Below are 16,250 nucleotides of genomic sequence, written 5' to 3'. Positions count from 1 at the left end.
GGCGTTCCATTCCGCACCCACCGAGGTAAGAAGACCGATGCTCAAGACACCCCTGCGCGCGCTGGCGCTCGCCACCGGCCTGTTCATGGCCGGCACGACCGTGGCCCAGGACCGGGTCGCCGCCACGGCAACGCTGCGCGCCGACCAGCCCGGGCCGGAAGTCAGCCGCTACCTCTTCGGCCAGTTCGCCGAGCACCTGGGCTACGGCATCTACGGCGGCATCTGGGTGGGCGAGGACTCGAAGATCCCCAACACCAGGGGCTACCGCAACGACGTGGTCGCGGCGCTGAAGGAGCTCAAGGTCCCCGTGGTGCGCTGGCCTGGCGGCTGCTTCGCAGACGAGTACTACTGGCGCGACGGCATCGGTCCGCGCGAGAAGCGCCGGGTCAAGATCAATACCCACTGGGGCGGGGTGACCGAACCCAACAGCTTCGGCATCCACGAGTTCATGGACTTCGCCGAGCTGCTGGGCACCGATGCCTACGTCTCCGGCAACACCGGCAGCGGATCGCCGCGCGAGATGGCCGAATGGGTCGAGTACATGACCTACGAGAAGGGCTCCTCGCTGGCCGAGGAACGCCGCGCCAACGGACGCGACAAGCCCTGGAAGGTGCCGTTCTTCGGCATCGGCAACGAGATGTGGGGCTGTGGCGGCAACATGACGCCCGAACACGCGGCCAACCTGCACCGCCAGTACCAGACCTTCGTGAAGGTGCCGGCCGGGACCGCGATCACCAAGGTCGCGGCCGGCGCCAACGGCGACGACTACAACTGGACCGAGGTGATGATGAAGATCGCCGGCAAGCACATGGATGCGCTGTCGGTGCACTACTACACGGTGCCGGGCGGGTGGCCGCCGCGCGCCTCCTCGTTCGAATTCGACGAGGCTGGCTGGATCGAAACCTTGTCCAGCGCGCTCAAGGTGGACGAGCTGCTGCGCAAGCACATCGAGGTCATGGACCGGCACGATCCGGAGAACAAGGTCGCCCTGTACCTGGATGAGTGGGGCACCTGGTACGCGGGACTGGAAGGCGTGAACCCGGGTTTCCTGCACCAGCAGAACACCCTGCGCGACGCGCTGGTGGCCTCGATCCACTTCGACGTGATGAGCCGCTATGCCGAGCGGGTGAAGATGGCCAACATCGCGCAGATGGTGAACGTGCTGCAGGCCATGATCCTGACCCAGGACGAGAAGATGGTGCTCACGCCCACCTACCACGCCTTCGAGATGTACAAGCCCTGGCAGGACGCGACCCACCTGCCGCTCGATCTCGAGACCCCGCAGTACCGGCTCGGCGAGACCTCGGTACCGGCGGTCCACGGTTCGGCGGTGCGCGGGAAGGACGGGCACGTGTACGTGGCCCTGACCAACCTCGACCCCAACCGCGCCGCCGATGTCTCGGCCAGCCTGTCGGGCGTGCAGGCCGGCACCGTCACCGGCCGCGTGCTGACCGCCGACGCGATCACCGCGCACAACACCTTCGACCAGCCCGAGCGGGTCGAACCGGCGCAGTTCGACGGGGCCTCGCTCGACGGCGACCGCCTGAAGGTGGCGCTGCCGGCGAAGTCGATCGTGGTGCTGCGGCTGCACTGATCCGGTCCGCAAGGCGGCCACCGGAAGGGCGCTTCGGCGCCCTTCCTCTTTCCGGCTTCCGGCACCAGAGTCCGGATCCACGCCCACTTCGCGTTATCCACCCCGGAAGAGAACAGGGGAAGCGGGCGTTTGACTAGCATCCAATCCGGCCGGCCGTTGCGGCTGGGCATCGTCGGTTGCGGCGCGATCACGCGCGAGGCGCATCTGCCGGTGGTCGGCACCGATCCGCGGGTCGAGGTGGCCATGCTCTGCGACCGCGACCCGGCCAACGCCGTCCAGGCGGCGCGCGAGGCCGGCATCGACGCGGAGATCGTCACCGACGTCGCCCAGCTGGCCGGCAAGGTCGATGCCGCCATCGTCGCCGTACCCGCCCGCTTCCACGCCCCGGTCTCGATCCAGCTGATGGAGCTTGGCATCGACGTGCTGTGCGAGAAGCCGCTGGCGATCAGCGCCGACGACGGCCGCCGCATGGTCGAGGTCGCCCGCGCGAATGCGCGCGTGCTGGCCGTCGCGCTGATGATGCGCTTCTTCCCGCACAACCTGTGGCTGCGCGACCTGGTCGAGGATGGCGAGATCGGCGAGGTACGCGAGGTGATCGTCGAGGACGGCGCCCCGCTCGACTGGCCCATGGCCAGCAACTCCTACTTCGACCGCCGCTGCACCGGTGGCGGCGTGCTGTTCGACAACGGCGTGCACCTGCTCGACCGCGTGCTGTGGCTGTTCGGCGACCTCGACGAGATCGCCTACGAGGACGACGCCTTCGGCGGCTTCGAGAGCAACGCGCGCCTCACCGGCACCCTGAGCATCGGCGGGCGCCCGGTGCCCACGCGCATGGAGTTCAGCTGGTCGCACCGGCTGCGCCGCAGCATCCGCGTGGTGGGCGAGCGCGGCACGCTCGAAGCCGCGACCTCCGACCCGCGCATCCTCACCCTGTACCGCGAATCGCGCCGCGGCCCGATGGAGATGCAGATCGTGTGCGCGAAGTCCTGGGACCGGCTGGGCCACTACCGCGCCCAGCTCGACGATTTCATCGGCGCGGTGCGCGAGCGGCGCATGCCCTTCGTCAGCGCTGAATCCTCGCTGCGCGCGCTTCAGGTGATCGAAACCGCCTATGCCCGGCGCACGCCGATGGAGCAGCCTTGGCTGGCCCGGATCGGAGCACGCGCATGAGGCCCGCGAAGGTCCTGGTCACCGGCGCCACTGGCTTCATCGGCTCGCGCCTGTGCGAGCTGCTCTCGCTCGAATACCGCATTCCCTACCGCGCCCTGGTGCGCGATTACTCGCGCGCCGCGCGCATCGCCCGGCTCGACCCGGAGCTGGCCGGCGGCGACATGTCCGACCCCGGGAGCCTGGCGCGCGCGGTAGAAGGCTGCGATGCGGTGGTCAACCTCGCCCATGGCGACGACCAGGGCGCGAGGAAGCAGACCATGCAACTGGTCGAGGCCTGCACGCGCGCCGGCGTGCGCCGCCTGGTCCACGTCAGTTCGATGGCCGTGCATGGCCCCGCCCCGGGAACCGAAGTCCTGACCGAGGCCAACGCGCCGGTCCGGCGCTGGGGCGAGGCCTATTCCGACGCCAAGGCCGCCGCCGAGGCCGTGGTGGCCGCGGCCGGCAGGCGCGGCGCGATCGAGACCGTGGTCCTGCGTCCGACCATCGTCTACGGCCCCTACAGTTTCTTCGTCACCCCCATCGTGCAGGACGCACGCAACGGCTTCGTCAGCCTGGTGGACGGCGGCAGCGGCATCTGCAACGCGGTCTACGTGGACGATGTCTGCGAGGCGATCCTGGCTGCGCTCGAGCGCGACGACGCCAACGGCGGCGCCTTCCTGATCAACGGCGACGACCGGATGACCTGGCGCGGCTTCATCACCACGTTTGCGGGCATGGTCGAGGGCGAGAAGCGCATCTTCGACCACACGCTGGAGCAGATCGAGGCGCACCGCCGCGCCACCACGCCGCGCGCGCGCGACAGCGTCGCCGCCGCGGTCCGCTTGGCCGCCTCACCCGCCTTCCACGCCCAGCTCGCGACCATTCCGCCGGTCGGCCGCATGATCCGCGGCACCAAGGAGCTGCTGTCGGGCGCGATCGGTCCCGAGCGCAAGCTGATGATCAAGTCGCGGTTCCAGGGCCGGCGGTTCGCCGCGCCGGTGGATGTCGCGCCCTCGCCGCGCATGCCCAGCGAGGGCCGCGTGGTGCGCGAGGCCTATCGTTGCTGGGTCTCGAACGGGCTGGCGAAAAGCCGGCTCGGCTGGGCACCCGCGCATCCGTTCGCGCTCGGCGCGCAGCGCACCGCGGACTGGATGCGATTCGCGCGGCTGATCTGAGCCGGCTGGCCGGCGCGCGGGCCCGCTCAGCGCGGGCGACGCGCCTCCGGCGGCGAAGGCGGCAGGATCCACGGGGACTGCTGCGCCAGCAGCGCGGCGATCCAGTCGATGAACACGCGCAGCTTGCGGCTGACGTGCCGGCTGGCCGGATAGGCCGCATGCAGCGGCATCGGGTCGAGCTGCCAGTCCTCCAGCAGCGGCAGCAGTTCGCCGCGCAGCGGCGGGCCGCGCGCCATGTAGCGCGGCAACCACAGCAGGCCCATGCCGGCCACGCCCGCGGCGAGGTAGGCGTTGCCATCGTCCACCGCCAGCACGTGCCGGGCCTGCACCTGCACCTGCTCGTCGCCGCGGCGCAGCGCATAGCCCGGCGGCGCTCCGGGCCGCGAACCGCGATAGCCGACGACATGGTGCGTACCCTGCTCAAGCGCCAGGGGATGCGGCGGATTGCCGTGGCGCTCCAGGTAGGCCGGCGCCGCGTACACCCCCAGCGGCAGGTCGGCCACGTGCCGCGCCCTCAGCGAAGCACCGCCGTCCAGCGCGCCACCGCGCACGACGCAATCCACGTTCTCGTCGACCAGGTCCACCTTGCGGTCGCTGGCGCCCAGGTCGAGCTGGATCTCTGGGTAGCGCGCATGGAAGCCGGGCAGCGCCGGCACCAGCACCAGGCTGGCCAGCGGCGCGGGCACGTCCACCCGCAGGCGCCCGCGTGGCGACGCCGAGGCGGTCGAGAGGCTGGTCTCCGCATCGTCCAGTTCGGCGAGCAGCCGCACCACGCGCTCGTAGTACGCGGCGCCATCGTGCGTGACCGCGACCTTGCGCGTGGTGCGGTGGAGCAGCTTCACCCGCAGGTGCGCCTCGAGCTGCTGCACCAGCTGGGTGACCCGCGTGCGGCTCGACTGCAGCGTCTCGGCGGCGCGGGTGAAGCTGCCGGTCTCCACCACGCGCGCGAACGCCTGCATCGCGTCGAAACGGTCCATGCGGGGGTCCGGTACGGAGATTGTCGCGATTCTACAAACAGTGTTCCCCGGATCGTCGTGTTTATCGGCGTCGCCGCGCTGCCTAGAGTGGCCTCACACACGGGCCACCCGCCCAAAAGGAGATCGACCATGCAGCAGCGCGACACCGTGTTCCCCGCCGGGCGACACGCCCTCTACGAACAGCACCGCTACTCGGCCGCGGTGCGCAGCAACGGTTTCCTGTTCGTGTCCGGGCAGGTGGGCAGCCGCAACGACGGCACGCCGGAGCCGGAGTTCGAGGTACAGGTGCGGCGCGCCTTCGCCAACCTCGAGGCCACCCTGCGGGCCGCGGGCGCCGGCTTCGACGACATCATCGAGGTGACCAGCTTCCACACCGATCCGCAGCGCCAGTTCGACACCGTGCTGGCGGTCAAGGACGAGGTGTTCCCGCAGGCGCCCTACCCGGCCTGGACCGCCGTGGGCGTCAACTGGCTGGCCGGGTTCGACTTCGAGATCAAGGTGGTCGCGCGGCTCCCCGGCTGACGCCGGACATGATCCTCAGGCGCCCTGGCGGTCCGGCAGGATCTCCAGCACCCGCTCCGGCGGCCTGCACAGGCGTACGCCCAGCGGCGTGGCCACGATCGGGCGGTTGATCAGGACCGGATGCGCGCGCATCGCATCGAGCAGTTCATCGTCGCTGCGCGCCGGATCGTCCACCCCGAGTTCGGCGCACAGCGCCTCCTTGCCGCGCAGCAGGCCGCGCACGCCCTCGCCCGAGGCCTGCGCCAGTTCGCGCAGGCGCTCGCGCGTGGGCGGCTGTTGCAGGTATTCGATGACGTCCGGTTCCACGCCGCTGTCGCGGATCAGCGCCAATGCCTTGCGCGAATTGCTGCAGCGGGGGTTGTGGTAGATCGTGATGCCGCTCATGCCTGGACTCCTGGCTGGTCCCGTCCCCGCCCCTGGGCCGCGCCGAAGCGACAGGCGGGAACAGGCGCGCCCTGTTTCGATGCGTGTTCCGTCACAGGGTAACCGCACGCGTCGACGCCCGCGCCCGCCTGCCGCTAGAGCCCGCCGGTGACCTCCAGCACGCTGCCGGTGGCATACGACGCCTCGTCGGACAGCAGCCAGGCCACTGCGGCCGCGATCTCTTCAGGCTGGCCCGGCCGTCCGAGCGGTACGCGCTGCGCGACGCGCCAGGCTCGGCCGGGCTCGCCGGCGCGGGCGTGGATGGAGGTGTCGATGGTCCCCGGCGATACCGCGTTGACGCGGATGGCGGCCGGCGCGAGTTCGCGGGCGAGGCCGCGGGTCAGCGTGTCGATCGCGGCCTTGGTGGCGGCATAGGCCACGTACTCGCCTGGCGATCCGGTCCTCGCGGCGATCGAAGAGATATTGACGATGGCGCGGGGCGTGCCCTCGGACCATCGCAGCGCCGCCTCCCGGCACAGCCTGGCCGGCGCGACCAGGTTGGTCGCCACCACGCGCGACAGCGTGGCGTCGTCCAGCAACCGGATCGATCCGATCGCGCCGGTGACGCCCGCGTTGTTGACCAGCGCGGTCACGCGGCCCAGCGACTGCGCCGCGTCGAAGATGCGGGCGGGCGCCTCGGCATCGGCCACGTCGATACGCAGCGCCGCGCAGGGCGGCGCGCCGCCCGCCAGCGCCGACCGCAGCACCGCGGCCTCCCCGTCCGACGACGAATGCGTGAACAGGATGGCGTAGCCGTCGCGATGCAGCCGCTCCACGATCGCGCGGCCGATGCCGCGGCTGCCGCCGGTCACGATGGCGACCCGCGGCGCCTGCTCAGGAGGCGCCGGCATCGTCGCCTCCTCTTGCCGCCCATGCCACCGCTTCCTCGAGCCGGTCGTCCCCCCAGAACATCTCGCCCCCCACCAGCAGCATCGGTGCGCCGAAGATGCCGCGCGCCAGCGCCTGGTCGGTGCGTGCCCGCAGGGCGGACTTGTTGCCGGCGTCCGTGGCGGCGGCGATCAGCCGATCGGCCGGCAGCCCGAGGTCGCCCAGCAGTTCCCGCATCGCGCCGTCCTCGTCGATCTCCCGGTCGAGCGCGAAGGCCGCGTGCATCGCGCGGCGGCAGAATGCGCCCATCCAGGCCTGGCCGACGCCCAGCGTGGCAATGCGCATGGGCAGCAGCGCGCGCCGCGGAAATACCGAGGGCCGCCGGAACGGCAGGCCGTGCAGCCGGCAGCGGCGCTCCATGTCGCGCCAGACATAGCGTCCCTTGGCCGGATGCTCGAACAGCGGCGCCTCGCCCCGGCCCATCGCCCTGAACACCGGCCCGAGCAGGAACGGTCGCCAGTGCACGACCACGTCCTGCGCCGCGGCCAGCGCCTCGACCCGCATCACCGCCGGGTAGCAGTAGTTGCTGGCAAAGTCGAACCAGAATTCCAGCGCGGCCGTGCTCATCCCGCCTCCCTCACATGCACAGGCCCGACAGCCAGGCACCCAGCCACAGCGACATGTCGCGTGGCGCCAGCCAGCCGCGGAACGCGACCGCGCACAGCGCCACGACCAGGCAGGCGGCCAGCGCCTGCAGCGCGCGCAGCCGTGGCGCCCGGATCCTCACCGCGCCACCGCCGTCGCATAGACCACGCGCCGGTCGTCGATCGGCCAGTGCAGCGCGGCCGCCGCCAGTCCCAGGGCCACCGCGCCCAGCCAGACCGCGTCGTAGGAGCCGGTTGCCTCGTAGAAGAGCCCGCCCATCCACACGCCGAGGAACGAACCGAGCTGGTGGCCCATGAAGACGAAGCCGAACAGCGTGGCGAGATAGCGCATGCCGAACGCACGCGCCAGCACGCCGGTAGTCAGCGGCACCGTTCCCAGCCAGAGCAGGCCCATCACCGCGGCGAAGACGTACACGCCGGCCATGCTGGGCGGCAGCGCCACGAACGCCGCGATGGCCAGCGCGCGTACCAGGTAGATCGCGGCAAGCAGGCGCTTCTGCCGCAGGCGCCCGCCCAGCACGCCGCAGGCCCAGGTGCCGACGATGTTGGCCAGGGCGATGGTCGCCAACGCCGCAACGCCGGCGCGCGGACCAAGGCCACGGTCGATCAACCAGGCCGGCAGGTGGGTGGCGATGAAGGCCAGCTGGAAACCGCAGGCCAGGAAGCCGGCGTTGAGCATCCAGAAGCCGCGATGCGAGCGCACCACCTGCAGCGTGGCCCGCAGCGACTGCGGCTCCTCGCCCTGGTCATGCCGGGTGGCTGGCGCGTCCCGCAGGGGCAGCGCCAGCGGCAGCGCGGCTGCGGCCAGCACCGCCAGTCCCAGCAGTGCGGACTGCCAGCCGAAGGCGGCGATCAGTTCCTGCACGGCCGGCACCATCAGGAACTGGCCGAGGCCGCCGATGGCACCGCTGATGCCGATCGCCCAGGGCCGTCGCGCCTCCGGCACCAGCCTCCCCACCGCGGCATAGATCACTCCGAACGCGGTGCCGGCCAACGCGATGCCGACGAGCACGCCGGCAGACAGGACGAATGCGGCCGGGCTGCCCGCCCAGGCCATGCCGCACAGGCCCAGCGCGTAGCACAGCAGGCCCGTTGCCACGACGCGCACCGTGCCATGGCGATCGGCCACCAGCCCGGCGAGCGGCTGCACCAGGCCCCAGGTGAGGTTCTGCATCGCCAGCGCCAGCGCGAACAGCTCGCGCGACCAGCCCCGCTCCAGGGTGACCGGCAGCAGGAACAGCCCCTGCACGTGGCGCGCACCCAGCGCCAGGCCCATGACGATGCCGCCGGCCAGCACGATGGTCCACGGGCGCGGCAGCCAGTGCGTGCCGGCCATGGATGCGTCCGGGGAATCCGCCGGCCTGTCCTCCTGCATCGCTCCGCTCCCGCCTGCCGCTTGTTTCGTGCACTATCGGCTGCAAAGACAGAGCCGTTCAAGCGAGTTTTTCGACTGCCAGCATTCACCACAGGAATGCCAATGGAGCTGTCCCGGCTGCCTTCGCTGGACCTGCTGCGCGGCTTCGTCGCGGTCGGCCGGCGCCTGAGTATCACCCTCGCCGCGCAGGACCTGTATCTCACCCAGTCCGCGGTCAGCCGACAGGTCCAGGCGCTGGAGCGACAGCTTGGCACGCGCCTGCTCACCCGCGGCCATCGCGCGATCGGCTTCACCCCGGAGGGCGAAGCGCTGTTCCGCAGCGCCGACGCCGCCATCCGCCAGTTGCAGGACGCGGCCGCCGAAGCGGCCGCGCGCGGCGCGGTACGCACGGTGACGGTGAGTACGACGATCGGCTTCACCGCACTGTGGTTGATGCCGCGACTCGGCGGGTTCCAGGCACGCCAGCCGCGGCTGGACGTGCGCATCTCTGCGCACAACCAGGTCATGGACCTGCGCCAGGGCGGAATCGACCTGGCGGTGCGCTATACCACCGCATCGCAGGCGCCATCCGGCGCGACCCTGCTGTTCGAGGAGACCGTGGTTCCCGTGGCCAGCCCGGCGCTGCGGATCGGCCGCCTGCGCGGCGGGCGCCTGCCGGCCTCGGTAACCCTGCTGGAGTTCGAGGAACGCTACCCATGGCTGCGCTGGCAGCACTGGCTGGCAAGCGGCACCCGCCAGGACACGTCGACCCGCAGGATCCTGCATTTCAACCAGTACGACCTCGTGATCCAGGCGGCCCTGGCCGGCCAGGGCGTCGCGCTGGGGCGGCGGGAACTGGTCCTGCCGATGCTGCGCGACGGGCGTCTGGTGGAACTGGCGCCGCCGCGGCCGGGGGAGACCGGCGGCTACGGCTACTGGCTGGTACAGGCGGAGCGGATGCCTCGCCCGGACGTCGGACAGGTCGCCGACTGGATCCGGGCCGAGGCCGCGCTGCAGCGGGCGAATGGCGGCCGATGATCCGCTCCACGTTCCGCGGTCCGATCGATGGCGGCCCGCCGATGCCGGCGCGGCGCCTTGCGTCCGGCCACCGCACCGGCATGCCGAAGTTGAAGGTCGCCTGTCGCATCCCTTGCGCGTGCGTTAACGGAGGACCCTGTTTTCTCCCGCGGTTCACTCCTGCGCCATTACGGTCCTCGCCAAGCCCACCAACGGGAGACCGCCTGATGAAACCCCTGCTGCTTGCCGGCGCGCTGATGCTGGCGATCCCGGGCGCGGCCGTGGCCGATCCGCCCTGGAAGCCGGGCCACCATGGCCCGGGCAAACACCACAACGCGCGCCATTACGAGAAGGACCGTCGCAAGGCCGAGCGCGAATACTGGAAGGATCGCCAGAAGGCGGAACGCCAGTACCAGCGCGACCTCGCCCGCGCCGAGCGCCGCTGGGCACGCGGGCAGTACTTGCCGCGCAGCTACCTGGCCGACACCTACTACGTGCGCGACTACCGCGCCTACGGCCTCGCCGCGCCGCCGGCCGGCTATACCTGGGTACGCCCGGACCCGCGCGACGACAGCTACTACATGGTGCAGCTGGCGACGGGCCTGATCGAACAGATCTTCGGCCCGTAATCCCGGACCGATCGAAAGGGCGGCCTGCGGGCCGCCTTTTTCATGCCCGGCTCCGCGCGGCACCCGGCAAGGCAGGCTTCGGCGCCGGCCTATACTGGCCGCATGACGCGCTCGTCGCCCCTGCTGCGGTGCATGCTGCTCCTCGCCTCCGTCGCGATGCTGCTGGCGGCCGCCGCGCCCGCGGTGAGCCGCATCCTGTCGCCAACGGAGCGCGCCGCCCCGATGCTGGTGGAGATGTGCACCACCGGCGGGCTGCGCCTGCTGGCTTTGGATAGAGCGCCCGAGGGAGCGCGCGATCCGGTCCCTGCGCCGCAGCCGGCGATGGACGAGGCCTGTGGTTACTGCACGTTGCCACCGCCCCTCCCCGGCGCAGTGGCGGCCTCGCCTGCACGACCCGGCTGGCATGCCGCGTCCGCGGTCCCTGTCCATGCCGCTCACGCGACCAGGACCTGGCGCAACCTGCACGGACTTGGTGCGCAGGGCCCGCCGGTCTCGACCTGATCGCCGGGCGACAGGCCATGCGCCTCGCGTCGGCCCACCCTTCCTCCAATGCGGCAATGCCGCTCATCGGCCGGCCCTGCGCCGGCGAGTGTCCCTGCCGGAACCACGGCGCGCCTGGCGCGCGCACCGGCTGACAGTTCGACGGAGAACCCCATGACGCCCAAGACACGCTGGACACTGGCGATCGCCCTGCTGGTCGCGCTGACCGGATGCGGACGCCACGACACCGACGCGCACGCGGCACAGGCAACGACGCAACCGCCGCCCGCTCCCGCCGCCAAGGCGCAGCCGGCCACGGCCGGCATGACCCTCGAGCAGGCCTGGGCCCGTGCCGTGCCGCCCAATGCGCCGGTAGCGGGCGGTTACCTCCGCCTGCGCAACGACAGCGGCAGCCACGACCGCCTGCTGCAAGTCCGCAGCGCCGCGGCCACCCGCGTCGAGATCCACGAAGTCCGCCACGAGGACGGCATGGCGCGCATGCGCCAGTTGCCGGACGGATTGCCGGTGGCCGCGGGCGACACGCTCGAGATGCGGCCCGGTGGCTACCACCTCATGTTCATCGGGCCCGGCGACGCATTCAGCGAAGGCAACCGCATCCCGGCGACGCTCGTGTTCGAACGGGCTGGCGAAGTCGCCGCGGAGTTCGAAGTGCAGCCGGTCGGATCGGCAGGCCCCGACCCCGGACACCAGCACCATTGACCGGCCGCGGGCTGGTCCCGCAGGCCGATATCGCATGCATCGCCACGCGCCGTCCGGCACGCCACGTCGTACGACCGCTCAGCGCAGCGGTGCCGGATCCACCACCGGCCAGTCGTCGTCGTCCCAGCGCATCGGCAGCACCTTGAGCTTGGGCAGCCCCCCGTCTTCCACGTCGTAGGCGTGGAAGACGAGGTAGTCGCGGCCGTCGAAGGTATAGGCGCTGTTGTGGCCGGGGCCGGGCCAGCGCGCGGTCCCGCGCAATACTTCGGTCGCGCCGCCCTGGTCCATGCGCCTGCCCTCGCGATCGACATAGGGGCCGGCCAGCGCGCGCGCGCGGCCGACCATGATCCGGTAGTCGCTCCTGGCGCCGCGGCAGCAGTGGTCCCAGGACACGAACAGGTAGTACCAGCCGTTGCGCTTGAACACGAACGGCGCCTCGATCGCCCCCGGCTCGGGTTCGGCATCGTCGACCAGGATCGAGCGCGCCCGCTTGGCCAGGGTATGCCACTGCTGCGGCTCGGCCGGGCGCAGCCGGTCCTCGCGCAGCTTCACCAGTTTCAGCCCACCCCAGAACGATCCGAACGCCAGCCAGGGCGTGCCGTCCTCGTCTTCGACCAGGTTCGCGTCGATGGCGTTCCACATGTCGCGGTGCGGGACCGAGCGCAGCACGATGCCGTGGTCCTGCCAGCCGAACGCAGGATCGTCCGGATCGAGCGTGGCGCTGGTCGCCACGCCGATGGCGGAAGTGTTCTTCCCCCCGCTCGAGATCGAGTAATAGAGGTAGTAGCGGCCGTCGTGGCGCGAGATGTCCGGCGCCCAGACATGTCCGTTGAACTCCGGCACGATCGTATAGGCCCAGGCGGGGATCTGCGCGAACACCGGCGCTTCCGCCTTCCAGGTCGCCAGGTCCTTCGAGCTGTAGACCGTGATGCCCGGACCGGTGACGAACAGGTACCAGGTGTCGCCTTCCTGGATCATCACCGGGTCGTGCGCCAGCACGTCGGCCCAGTAGCCCTCGCGTGGCGGCGCGACCGGCGGGTTCTCCATCATGTCGTCGCTGGCCGGCGCGTCCTGGGCCGCCACCGGCAGCGTGAGCAGGCCGGCGAGCAGCAGCGCCGTCCATCGGGCGATCACCGCGTGGCCTCCGGAATCTCCACTTCGCGCTGGGGCCTGCCGAACACCGGCATGCCGTCCGCATCCCACCGCAGCGGCTGGATGCAGGTGTGCCGGTCGGGATTCCACAGCGGGTCGCCTTCGATTCGGGTGTAGTTGCGTGCGTGGTAGACCAGCAGGTCGGTGACGCCATCCGGCGCCAGCGTGAAACTGTTGTGGCCCGGCCCGAACACTTCCCGCTCCGCATCCGAGACGAACACCGGCGCCGGCGACTTGTGCCAGCTGGCGGGATCGAGCAGGTCCGCGTCGGCGTCGGCCCACAGCAGGCCCATCGCATAGCGTTCGTCGGTGGCGCTGGCCGAATAGGTGACGAACACACGCCCGTGGCGGATCAGCACCGACGGCCCCTCGTTGACCAGGAAGCCCTGCACTTCCCAGTCGAACTCGGGCCGCGTGAGCATCACCGGCTCGCCCTCGATGTACAGGCCATCGCGCAACGGCGCCAGGTAGAGGTTGGAGTTGCCGGGGATGTCGGGGTGCTTCTGCGCCCAGAGGTAGTACTGCACGCCGCGGTGCGCGAAGCTGGTGGCGTCCAGGCAGAACGCATCGATGCCGCTGTCGACCTGGCCTGCAAGCTCCCACTCGCCCTGCATCGGATCGACGGCACGGCAGCGCAGCGCGTACATGCGGTGCTGGAACAGGTCGTCCCTGATCTCGCGCGAGGGCGCCACGGCGAAGTAGACGAACCAGGTGCCGTCGATGCGGTGCAGCTCGGGCGCCCATACCAGCGAGCACGTCGGGCCTTCCGGCGTCGCGGCCCACAGCGTGCGCTCGCCGGCGTCGACCAGCCCCGCCAGGGTCGGCGAACGGCGCAGGACGATGCGGTCGTACTCGGGCACCGAGGCGGTGAAGTGGTATTGGCCGTCGTACAGCGAGATATGCGGATCGGCGCGGTTGAGGATGAAGGGGTTGCTGATCTTCATGGAGTGTCCTGCTGCTGGTCTACGCGGCGGGCGCGTCGACCAGGATCTTCTGCTTGATCTGCGCGTAGTAGCCGTCGGTGATGCGGTAGAAGAACATCACGCCGCCCATCAGCGCATGGAACAGGCCGGGGATGATGGTGAGCATCAGGGCGATGCCGTTGAGCGACTGCGGGCTCTGCGCCTGGTCGGCCACGTAGCCGAACCAGGCCAGCAGCACGCCCACGATCGCACCGGCCACGCCCATGCCGGCCTTCTGGCAGAACGAGATGCCGCCCATCGCCAGTCCCGCCACGCGCCGGCCGCTCTTGGCATGGCCGTAGTCCACCGCCTCCACGATCGCCGACCAGAACACCGGCGCGTGCAGGTCCACCACGAAGCAGATCAGGAAATACAGGACGAACGCGCGGACAACGTCGCCCGGCTGCACCAGCAGGTACATCGCCACGCTCAGCACGCCGACCAGCAGCTGGCTCCAGCGGAACATCGCGACCTTGCACCAGCGCTTGGTGATCCACGTCGAAGCCACCATCGCCAGGATCGCGGCGACGACGCCGGTCGCGAGGAAGGCCGACAGCAGCCGCGCATCGCCCCCGAGGTAGTACTTGGCGTAGTAGGCCGCCACCGAACCGCGCACCACGTAGCCGATGGTGCCGATCACGCAGACCGCGCACAACAGCAGCCACTGGTCGTTGCGCAGCAGCAGCCGCGCCTGCTGCAGCAGCGGCGTGCGGTCCACCCGGTGGCGAATGCGCTCGGTGGTGGTGAAGAAGCAGAACAGGAACAGCACGGTCGCCATCAGCCCCATCAGCCCCATCGCCCAGCGGTAGCCCTCGGTGAGGTCGCCGCGGCCCCAGGACTCGGCCAGCACCGGCACCAGGATCGTGACCAGGAACGCGGCCACCTTGGCGAAGAACAGCCGGTAGCCGTTGGCCGACAGGCGCTCCTTCGGATCGGCGGTCAGCACGCCGATCAGCGAAATGTAGGGGATGGTGACCACGGTGAAGAACAGCGTGACCAGCAGGTAGGTGGCATACGCCCACGCCAGCTTCGTTCCGTAATCCGCGTCGGGCGTGGTGAATACCAGGAACACCGAGATGCCGAACGGCACGGCGAACACCAGGAAGTACGGGCGGTAGCGGCCCCAGCGCGTCTCGATGCGGTCGGTGACCAGGCCCATCAGCGGGTCGGTGACCGCATCGAACATGCGCACCACGATCAGCAGCAGCGCGACGTCGGTCGGCCGGAGCCCGAACACGTCGGTGTAGAAGAAGGTGATGATCAGCATCATCGAGGAGATGACGACGTTCACCGCCATGTCGCCGGCGCCGAAGCCGATCTTCTCGAGTACCGGCAACTTCTGGTCCTGCATCGCCCCTCCGCGGATGCGTGATCCTGCCCGCTGCTGCGGCGCAGCCCGCGGGTCGTGGCCGGCGCTCTGCGGCGCCTGGGGCCGGGCTCATTCTGGTCGGGGCATGGATATGCAACAAATAGGAAAATCGTGATAATCCATATGGATCACGTTATAGGACCCCGCCGTGCCCAACCCGCCCTGGTTCGTCCGCGCGCGCCTGAAGACGCGCCAGCTGATGCTGCTGATCGCCATCGAGGAACAGGGCAACATCCATCGCGCGGCGGAGTCGCTGAACATGTCGCAGCCGGCGGCCTCCAAGCTGCTCAAGGACCTCGAGGACCTGATCGGGGTGCCGCTGTTCGACCGGCTGCCGCGCGGCATGCGCGCCACCTGGTACGGCGAGAGCATGATCCGCCACGCCCGCATCGCGCTGGCCAGCCTGGGCGAGGCGGGGGCTGAGATCGAGGCGCTCAAGGCCGGGCATGCCGGCAACGTCAGCATCGGCGCGATCGCCGGGCCGGCGATGACCCTGCTGCCGCCGACGCTGGCGCGGCTGCATCGCGAGTATCCCGACCTGCGCGTGTCGGTGCTGGTGGAAAGCAGCGACGTGCTGCTCGAGCAGCTGGCGCAGAACCGCATTGACCTGATGATCGGGCGCCTGTTCCCGCGCCACGACACGCGCAACCTGCAGTACGAGCCGCTGGCCGAGGAGGACGTGTGCGCGGTCGCGCGCGCCGACCATCCGCTGCTCGCGGGGGGCCGGCCCTCGCTGGCCGAGCTGGCCAAGGCGAGCTGGGTCGTCCCGCCCGAAGGCAGCGTGCTGCGCCACCGCTTCGAGCTGATGTTCCAGAACGCGGGGCTGCAGCCACCGCGCCAGGTGATCGGCACCGCCGCGCTGGTGCTGGTGCCGCGCCTGCTGGAAGGCAGCGACCACCTGGCGGTGGTGCCGGTGGACGTGGCGCGCCATTACGCCGGCTACGGCATGGTGCGGCAGCTGCCGGTGGAGCTGTCGTGCCGGATGGACTCGTTCGGCTTCATCACCCGCACCGACTGGCTGCTCTCGCCGGGGGCGCGCACCGTGCTGGCGTCGCTGCGCGACGTGGCCGGCGAGGTCTACGGCGCCGCGTCCGCGGGCTGACCCGGAGGCGCAGCGCTGGGTCCAGGTACGTGGCGACCCGAGGGTGCCCTCATTCCGGGCGAGGAAAGGGCTCCCCGCTCCCGCAACGCGTCGCCGGGCGGCTCCCGGCGCGACGTCTGGGGCGCAGCGGCA

The 16,250-nt window shown here is 70.7% G+C and carries 18 protein-coding genes; 9 read left to right on the top strand and 9 right to left on the bottom strand.

Annotated features, from left to right (window positions below; all coding sequences use genetic code 11):
* Positions 1–37: 37 nt before the first annotated feature.
* The 3 genes from ACFQ2D_RS00250 (at position 38) to ACFQ2D_RS00240 (ending at position 3,918) form a co-directional block, all read left to right on the top strand.
* Entirely contained in the window at positions 38–1,594 is a 1,557-nt protein-coding gene (locus ACFQ2D_RS00250) for an alpha-N-arabinofuranosidase (protein ID WP_386795499.1), read from the top strand.
* Between the two features lie 129 nt (positions 1,595–1,723).
* Positions 1,724–2,764, top strand: a complete 1,041-nt coding sequence (locus tag ACFQ2D_RS00245; protein ID WP_280941229.1) for a Gfo/Idh/MocA family protein — start codon at positions 1,724–1,726, stop codon at positions 2,762–2,764.
* Entirely contained in the window at positions 2,761–3,918 is a 1,158-nt protein-coding gene (locus ACFQ2D_RS00240) for an NAD-dependent epimerase/dehydratase family protein (protein ID WP_280941230.1), read from the top strand. Before ACFQ2D_RS00245 ends, ACFQ2D_RS00240 begins: the two co-directional genes overlap by 4 nt.
* Positions 3,919–3,944: 26 nt before the next feature.
* Here ACFQ2D_RS00240 and ACFQ2D_RS00235 read toward each other — a convergent pair whose 3' ends face one another.
* A complete protein-coding gene (locus ACFQ2D_RS00235) occupies positions 3,945–4,895 on the bottom strand; it encodes a LysR family transcriptional regulator (RefSeq protein WP_280941231.1) in 951 nt (316 codons plus the stop codon).
* Between the two features lie 129 nt (positions 4,896–5,024).
* Here ACFQ2D_RS00235 and ACFQ2D_RS00230 point away from each other — a divergent pair, with 129 nt between their 5' ends.
* A complete protein-coding gene (locus ACFQ2D_RS00230; RefSeq protein WP_280941232.1) occupies positions 5,025–5,417 on the top strand; it encodes a RidA family protein in 393 nt (130 codons plus the stop codon).
* A gap of 15 nt (positions 5,418–5,432) precedes the next feature.
* Here the strand turns inward: ACFQ2D_RS00230 and arsC are convergent, their stop codons facing one another.
* From arsC to ACFQ2D_RS00205, 5 genes are all read right to left on the bottom strand, one after another.
* Positions 5,433–5,801, bottom strand: a complete 369-nt coding sequence (arsC, locus tag ACFQ2D_RS00225; protein WP_280941233.1) for an arsenate reductase (glutaredoxin) — start codon at positions 5,799–5,801, stop codon at positions 5,433–5,435.
* Positions 5,802–5,935: 134 nt separating this feature from the next.
* Positions 5,936–6,691, bottom strand: a complete 756-nt coding sequence (locus ACFQ2D_RS00220; protein ID WP_280941234.1) for an SDR family NAD(P)-dependent oxidoreductase — start codon at positions 6,689–6,691, stop codon at positions 5,936–5,938.
* Positions 6,675–7,295 (bottom strand): 2-hydroxychromene-2-carboxylate isomerase, encoded by a 621-nt coding sequence (locus ACFQ2D_RS00215; RefSeq protein WP_280941235.1) that lies wholly within the window; start codon positions 7,293–7,295, stop codon positions 6,675–6,677. The genes ACFQ2D_RS00220 and ACFQ2D_RS00215 overlap by 17 nt, the downstream gene beginning before the upstream one ends.
* 10 nt (positions 7,296–7,305) lie before the next feature.
* Positions 7,306–7,455 (bottom strand): hypothetical protein, encoded by a 150-nt coding sequence (locus tag ACFQ2D_RS00210; RefSeq protein WP_280941236.1) that lies wholly within the window; start codon positions 7,453–7,455, stop codon positions 7,306–7,308.
* Complete coding sequence (locus tag ACFQ2D_RS00205; RefSeq protein ID WP_280941237.1) at positions 7,452–8,669, bottom strand: MFS transporter; 1,218 nt, start codon at positions 8,667–8,669, stop codon at positions 7,452–7,454. Before ACFQ2D_RS00205 ends, ACFQ2D_RS00210 begins: the two co-directional genes overlap by 4 nt.
* A gap of 141 nt (positions 8,670–8,810) precedes the next feature.
* Here ACFQ2D_RS00205 and ACFQ2D_RS00200 point away from each other — a divergent pair, with 141 nt between their 5' ends.
* The 4 genes from ACFQ2D_RS00200 to ACFQ2D_RS00185 all read left to right on the top strand — a co-directional run bounded on the left by ACFQ2D_RS00200 (position 8,811) and on the right by ACFQ2D_RS00185 (position 11,533).
* Positions 8,811–9,725, top strand: coding sequence for a LysR substrate-binding domain-containing protein (locus ACFQ2D_RS00200; RefSeq protein ID WP_280941238.1), 915 nt, complete (start codon positions 8,811–8,813; stop codon positions 9,723–9,725).
* 206 nt (positions 9,726–9,931) lie between these two features.
* Positions 9,932–10,333 carry an RcnB family protein gene (locus ACFQ2D_RS00195; protein ID WP_280941239.1) on the top strand — a complete coding sequence of 134 codons (402 nt, stop codon included), beginning with the start codon at positions 9,932–9,934 and terminating at the stop codon, positions 10,331–10,333.
* 132 nt (positions 10,334–10,465) lie between these two features.
* On the top strand, positions 10,466–10,834 hold the full coding sequence (locus tag ACFQ2D_RS00190; protein ID WP_280941240.1) for a DUF2946 family protein: 369 nt from the start codon (positions 10,466–10,468) through the stop codon (positions 10,832–10,834).
* A 153-nt stretch (positions 10,835–10,987) separates the two neighbouring features.
* Positions 10,988–11,533 carry a copper chaperone PCu(A)C gene (locus tag ACFQ2D_RS00185; RefSeq protein WP_280941242.1) on the top strand — a complete coding sequence of 182 codons (546 nt, stop codon included), beginning with the start codon at positions 10,988–10,990 and terminating at the stop codon, positions 11,531–11,533.
* 78 nt (positions 11,534–11,611) lie between these two features.
* Here ACFQ2D_RS00185 and ACFQ2D_RS00180 read toward each other — a convergent pair whose 3' ends face one another.
* The 3 genes from ACFQ2D_RS00180 to ACFQ2D_RS00170 are packed head-to-tail and all read right to left on the bottom strand — an operon-like array spanning position 11,612 to position 14,998.
* Complete coding sequence (locus ACFQ2D_RS00180) at positions 11,612–12,667, bottom strand: arabinan endo-1,5-alpha-L-arabinosidase (RefSeq protein WP_280941243.1); 1,056 nt, start codon at positions 12,665–12,667, stop codon at positions 11,612–11,614.
* The gene (locus ACFQ2D_RS00175) at positions 12,664–13,629 is read right to left on the bottom strand and encodes a glycoside hydrolase family 43 protein (RefSeq protein WP_280941244.1); all 966 of its coding nucleotides are present in this window, start codon (positions 13,627–13,629) and stop codon (positions 12,664–12,666) included. The genes ACFQ2D_RS00180 and ACFQ2D_RS00175 overlap by 4 nt, the downstream gene beginning before the upstream one ends.
* A 19-nt stretch (positions 13,630–13,648) precedes the next feature.
* The gene (locus tag ACFQ2D_RS00170) at positions 13,649–14,998 is read right to left on the bottom strand and encodes an MFS transporter (RefSeq protein ID WP_280941245.1); all 1,350 of its coding nucleotides are present in this window, start codon (positions 14,996–14,998) and stop codon (positions 13,649–13,651) included.
* Between the two features lie 217 nt (positions 14,999–15,215).
* On the opposite strand from ACFQ2D_RS00170, the gene ACFQ2D_RS00165 reads away from it, so the two are divergent.
* Positions 15,216–16,118: a LysR family transcriptional regulator gene (locus ACFQ2D_RS00165; RefSeq protein WP_280941279.1), complete on the top strand. Its 903-nt coding sequence runs from the start codon at positions 15,216–15,218 to the stop codon at positions 16,116–16,118.
* The last annotated feature ends 132 nt before the right edge of the window (positions 16,119–16,250 follow it).

It is taken from the genome of Luteimonas composti, from assembly GCF_042678665.1.
GTDB lineage: Bacteria > Pseudomonadota > Gammaproteobacteria > Xanthomonadales > Xanthomonadaceae > Luteimonas > Luteimonas composti.
The sequence above is the reverse complement of the archived record's forward strand: the minus strand, read 5'-3'. Positions and strand labels throughout refer to the sequence as shown.

Coding starts and splice junctions, on each gene's coding strand:
- ACFQ2D_RS00240 (WP_280941230.1), top strand. CDS start 2,761: ATGAGGCCCGCGAAGGTCCTGGTCACCGGCGCCACTGGCTTCATCGGC.
- ACFQ2D_RS00205 (WP_280941237.1), bottom strand. CDS start 8,669: ATGGCCGGCACGCACTGGCTGCCGCGCCCGTGGACCATCGTGCTGGCC.
- ACFQ2D_RS00175 (WP_280941244.1), bottom strand. CDS start 13,629: ATGAAGATCAGCAACCCCTTCATCCTCAACCGCGCCGATCCGCATATC.
- arsC (WP_280941233.1), bottom strand. CDS start 5,801: ATGAGCGGCATCACGATCTACCACAACCCCCGCTGCAGCAATTCGCGC.
- ACFQ2D_RS00215 (WP_280941235.1), bottom strand. CDS start 7,295: ATGAGCACGGCCGCGCTGGAATTCTGGTTCGACTTTGCCAGCAACTAC.
- ACFQ2D_RS00170 (WP_280941245.1), bottom strand. CDS start 14,998: ATGCAGGACCAGAAGTTGCCGGTACTCGAGAAGATCGGCTTCGGCGCC.
- ACFQ2D_RS00220 (WP_280941234.1), bottom strand. CDS start 6,691: ATGCCGGCGCCTCCTGAGCAGGCGCCGCGGGTCGCCATCGTGACCGGC.
- ACFQ2D_RS00195 (WP_280941239.1), top strand. CDS start 9,932: ATGAAACCCCTGCTGCTTGCCGGCGCGCTGATGCTGGCGATCCCGGGC.
- ACFQ2D_RS00165 (WP_280941279.1), top strand. CDS start 15,216: ATGCTGCTGATCGCCATCGAGGAACAGGGCAACATCCATCGCGCGGCG.
- ACFQ2D_RS00185 (WP_280941242.1), top strand. CDS start 10,988: ATGACGCCCAAGACACGCTGGACACTGGCGATCGCCCTGCTGGTCGCG.
- ACFQ2D_RS00230 (WP_280941232.1), top strand. CDS start 5,025: ATGCAGCAGCGCGACACCGTGTTCCCCGCCGGGCGACACGCCCTCTAC.
- ACFQ2D_RS00190 (WP_280941240.1), top strand. CDS start 10,466: ATGCTGCTCCTCGCCTCCGTCGCGATGCTGCTGGCGGCCGCCGCGCCC.
- ACFQ2D_RS00235 (WP_280941231.1), bottom strand. CDS start 4,895: ATGGACCGTTTCGACGCGATGCAGGCGTTCGCGCGCGTGGTGGAGACC.
- ACFQ2D_RS00200 (WP_280941238.1), top strand. CDS start 8,811: ATGGAGCTGTCCCGGCTGCCTTCGCTGGACCTGCTGCGCGGCTTCGTC.
- ACFQ2D_RS00250 (WP_386795499.1), top strand. CDS start 38: ATGCTCAAGACACCCCTGCGCGCGCTGGCGCTCGCCACCGGCCTGTTC.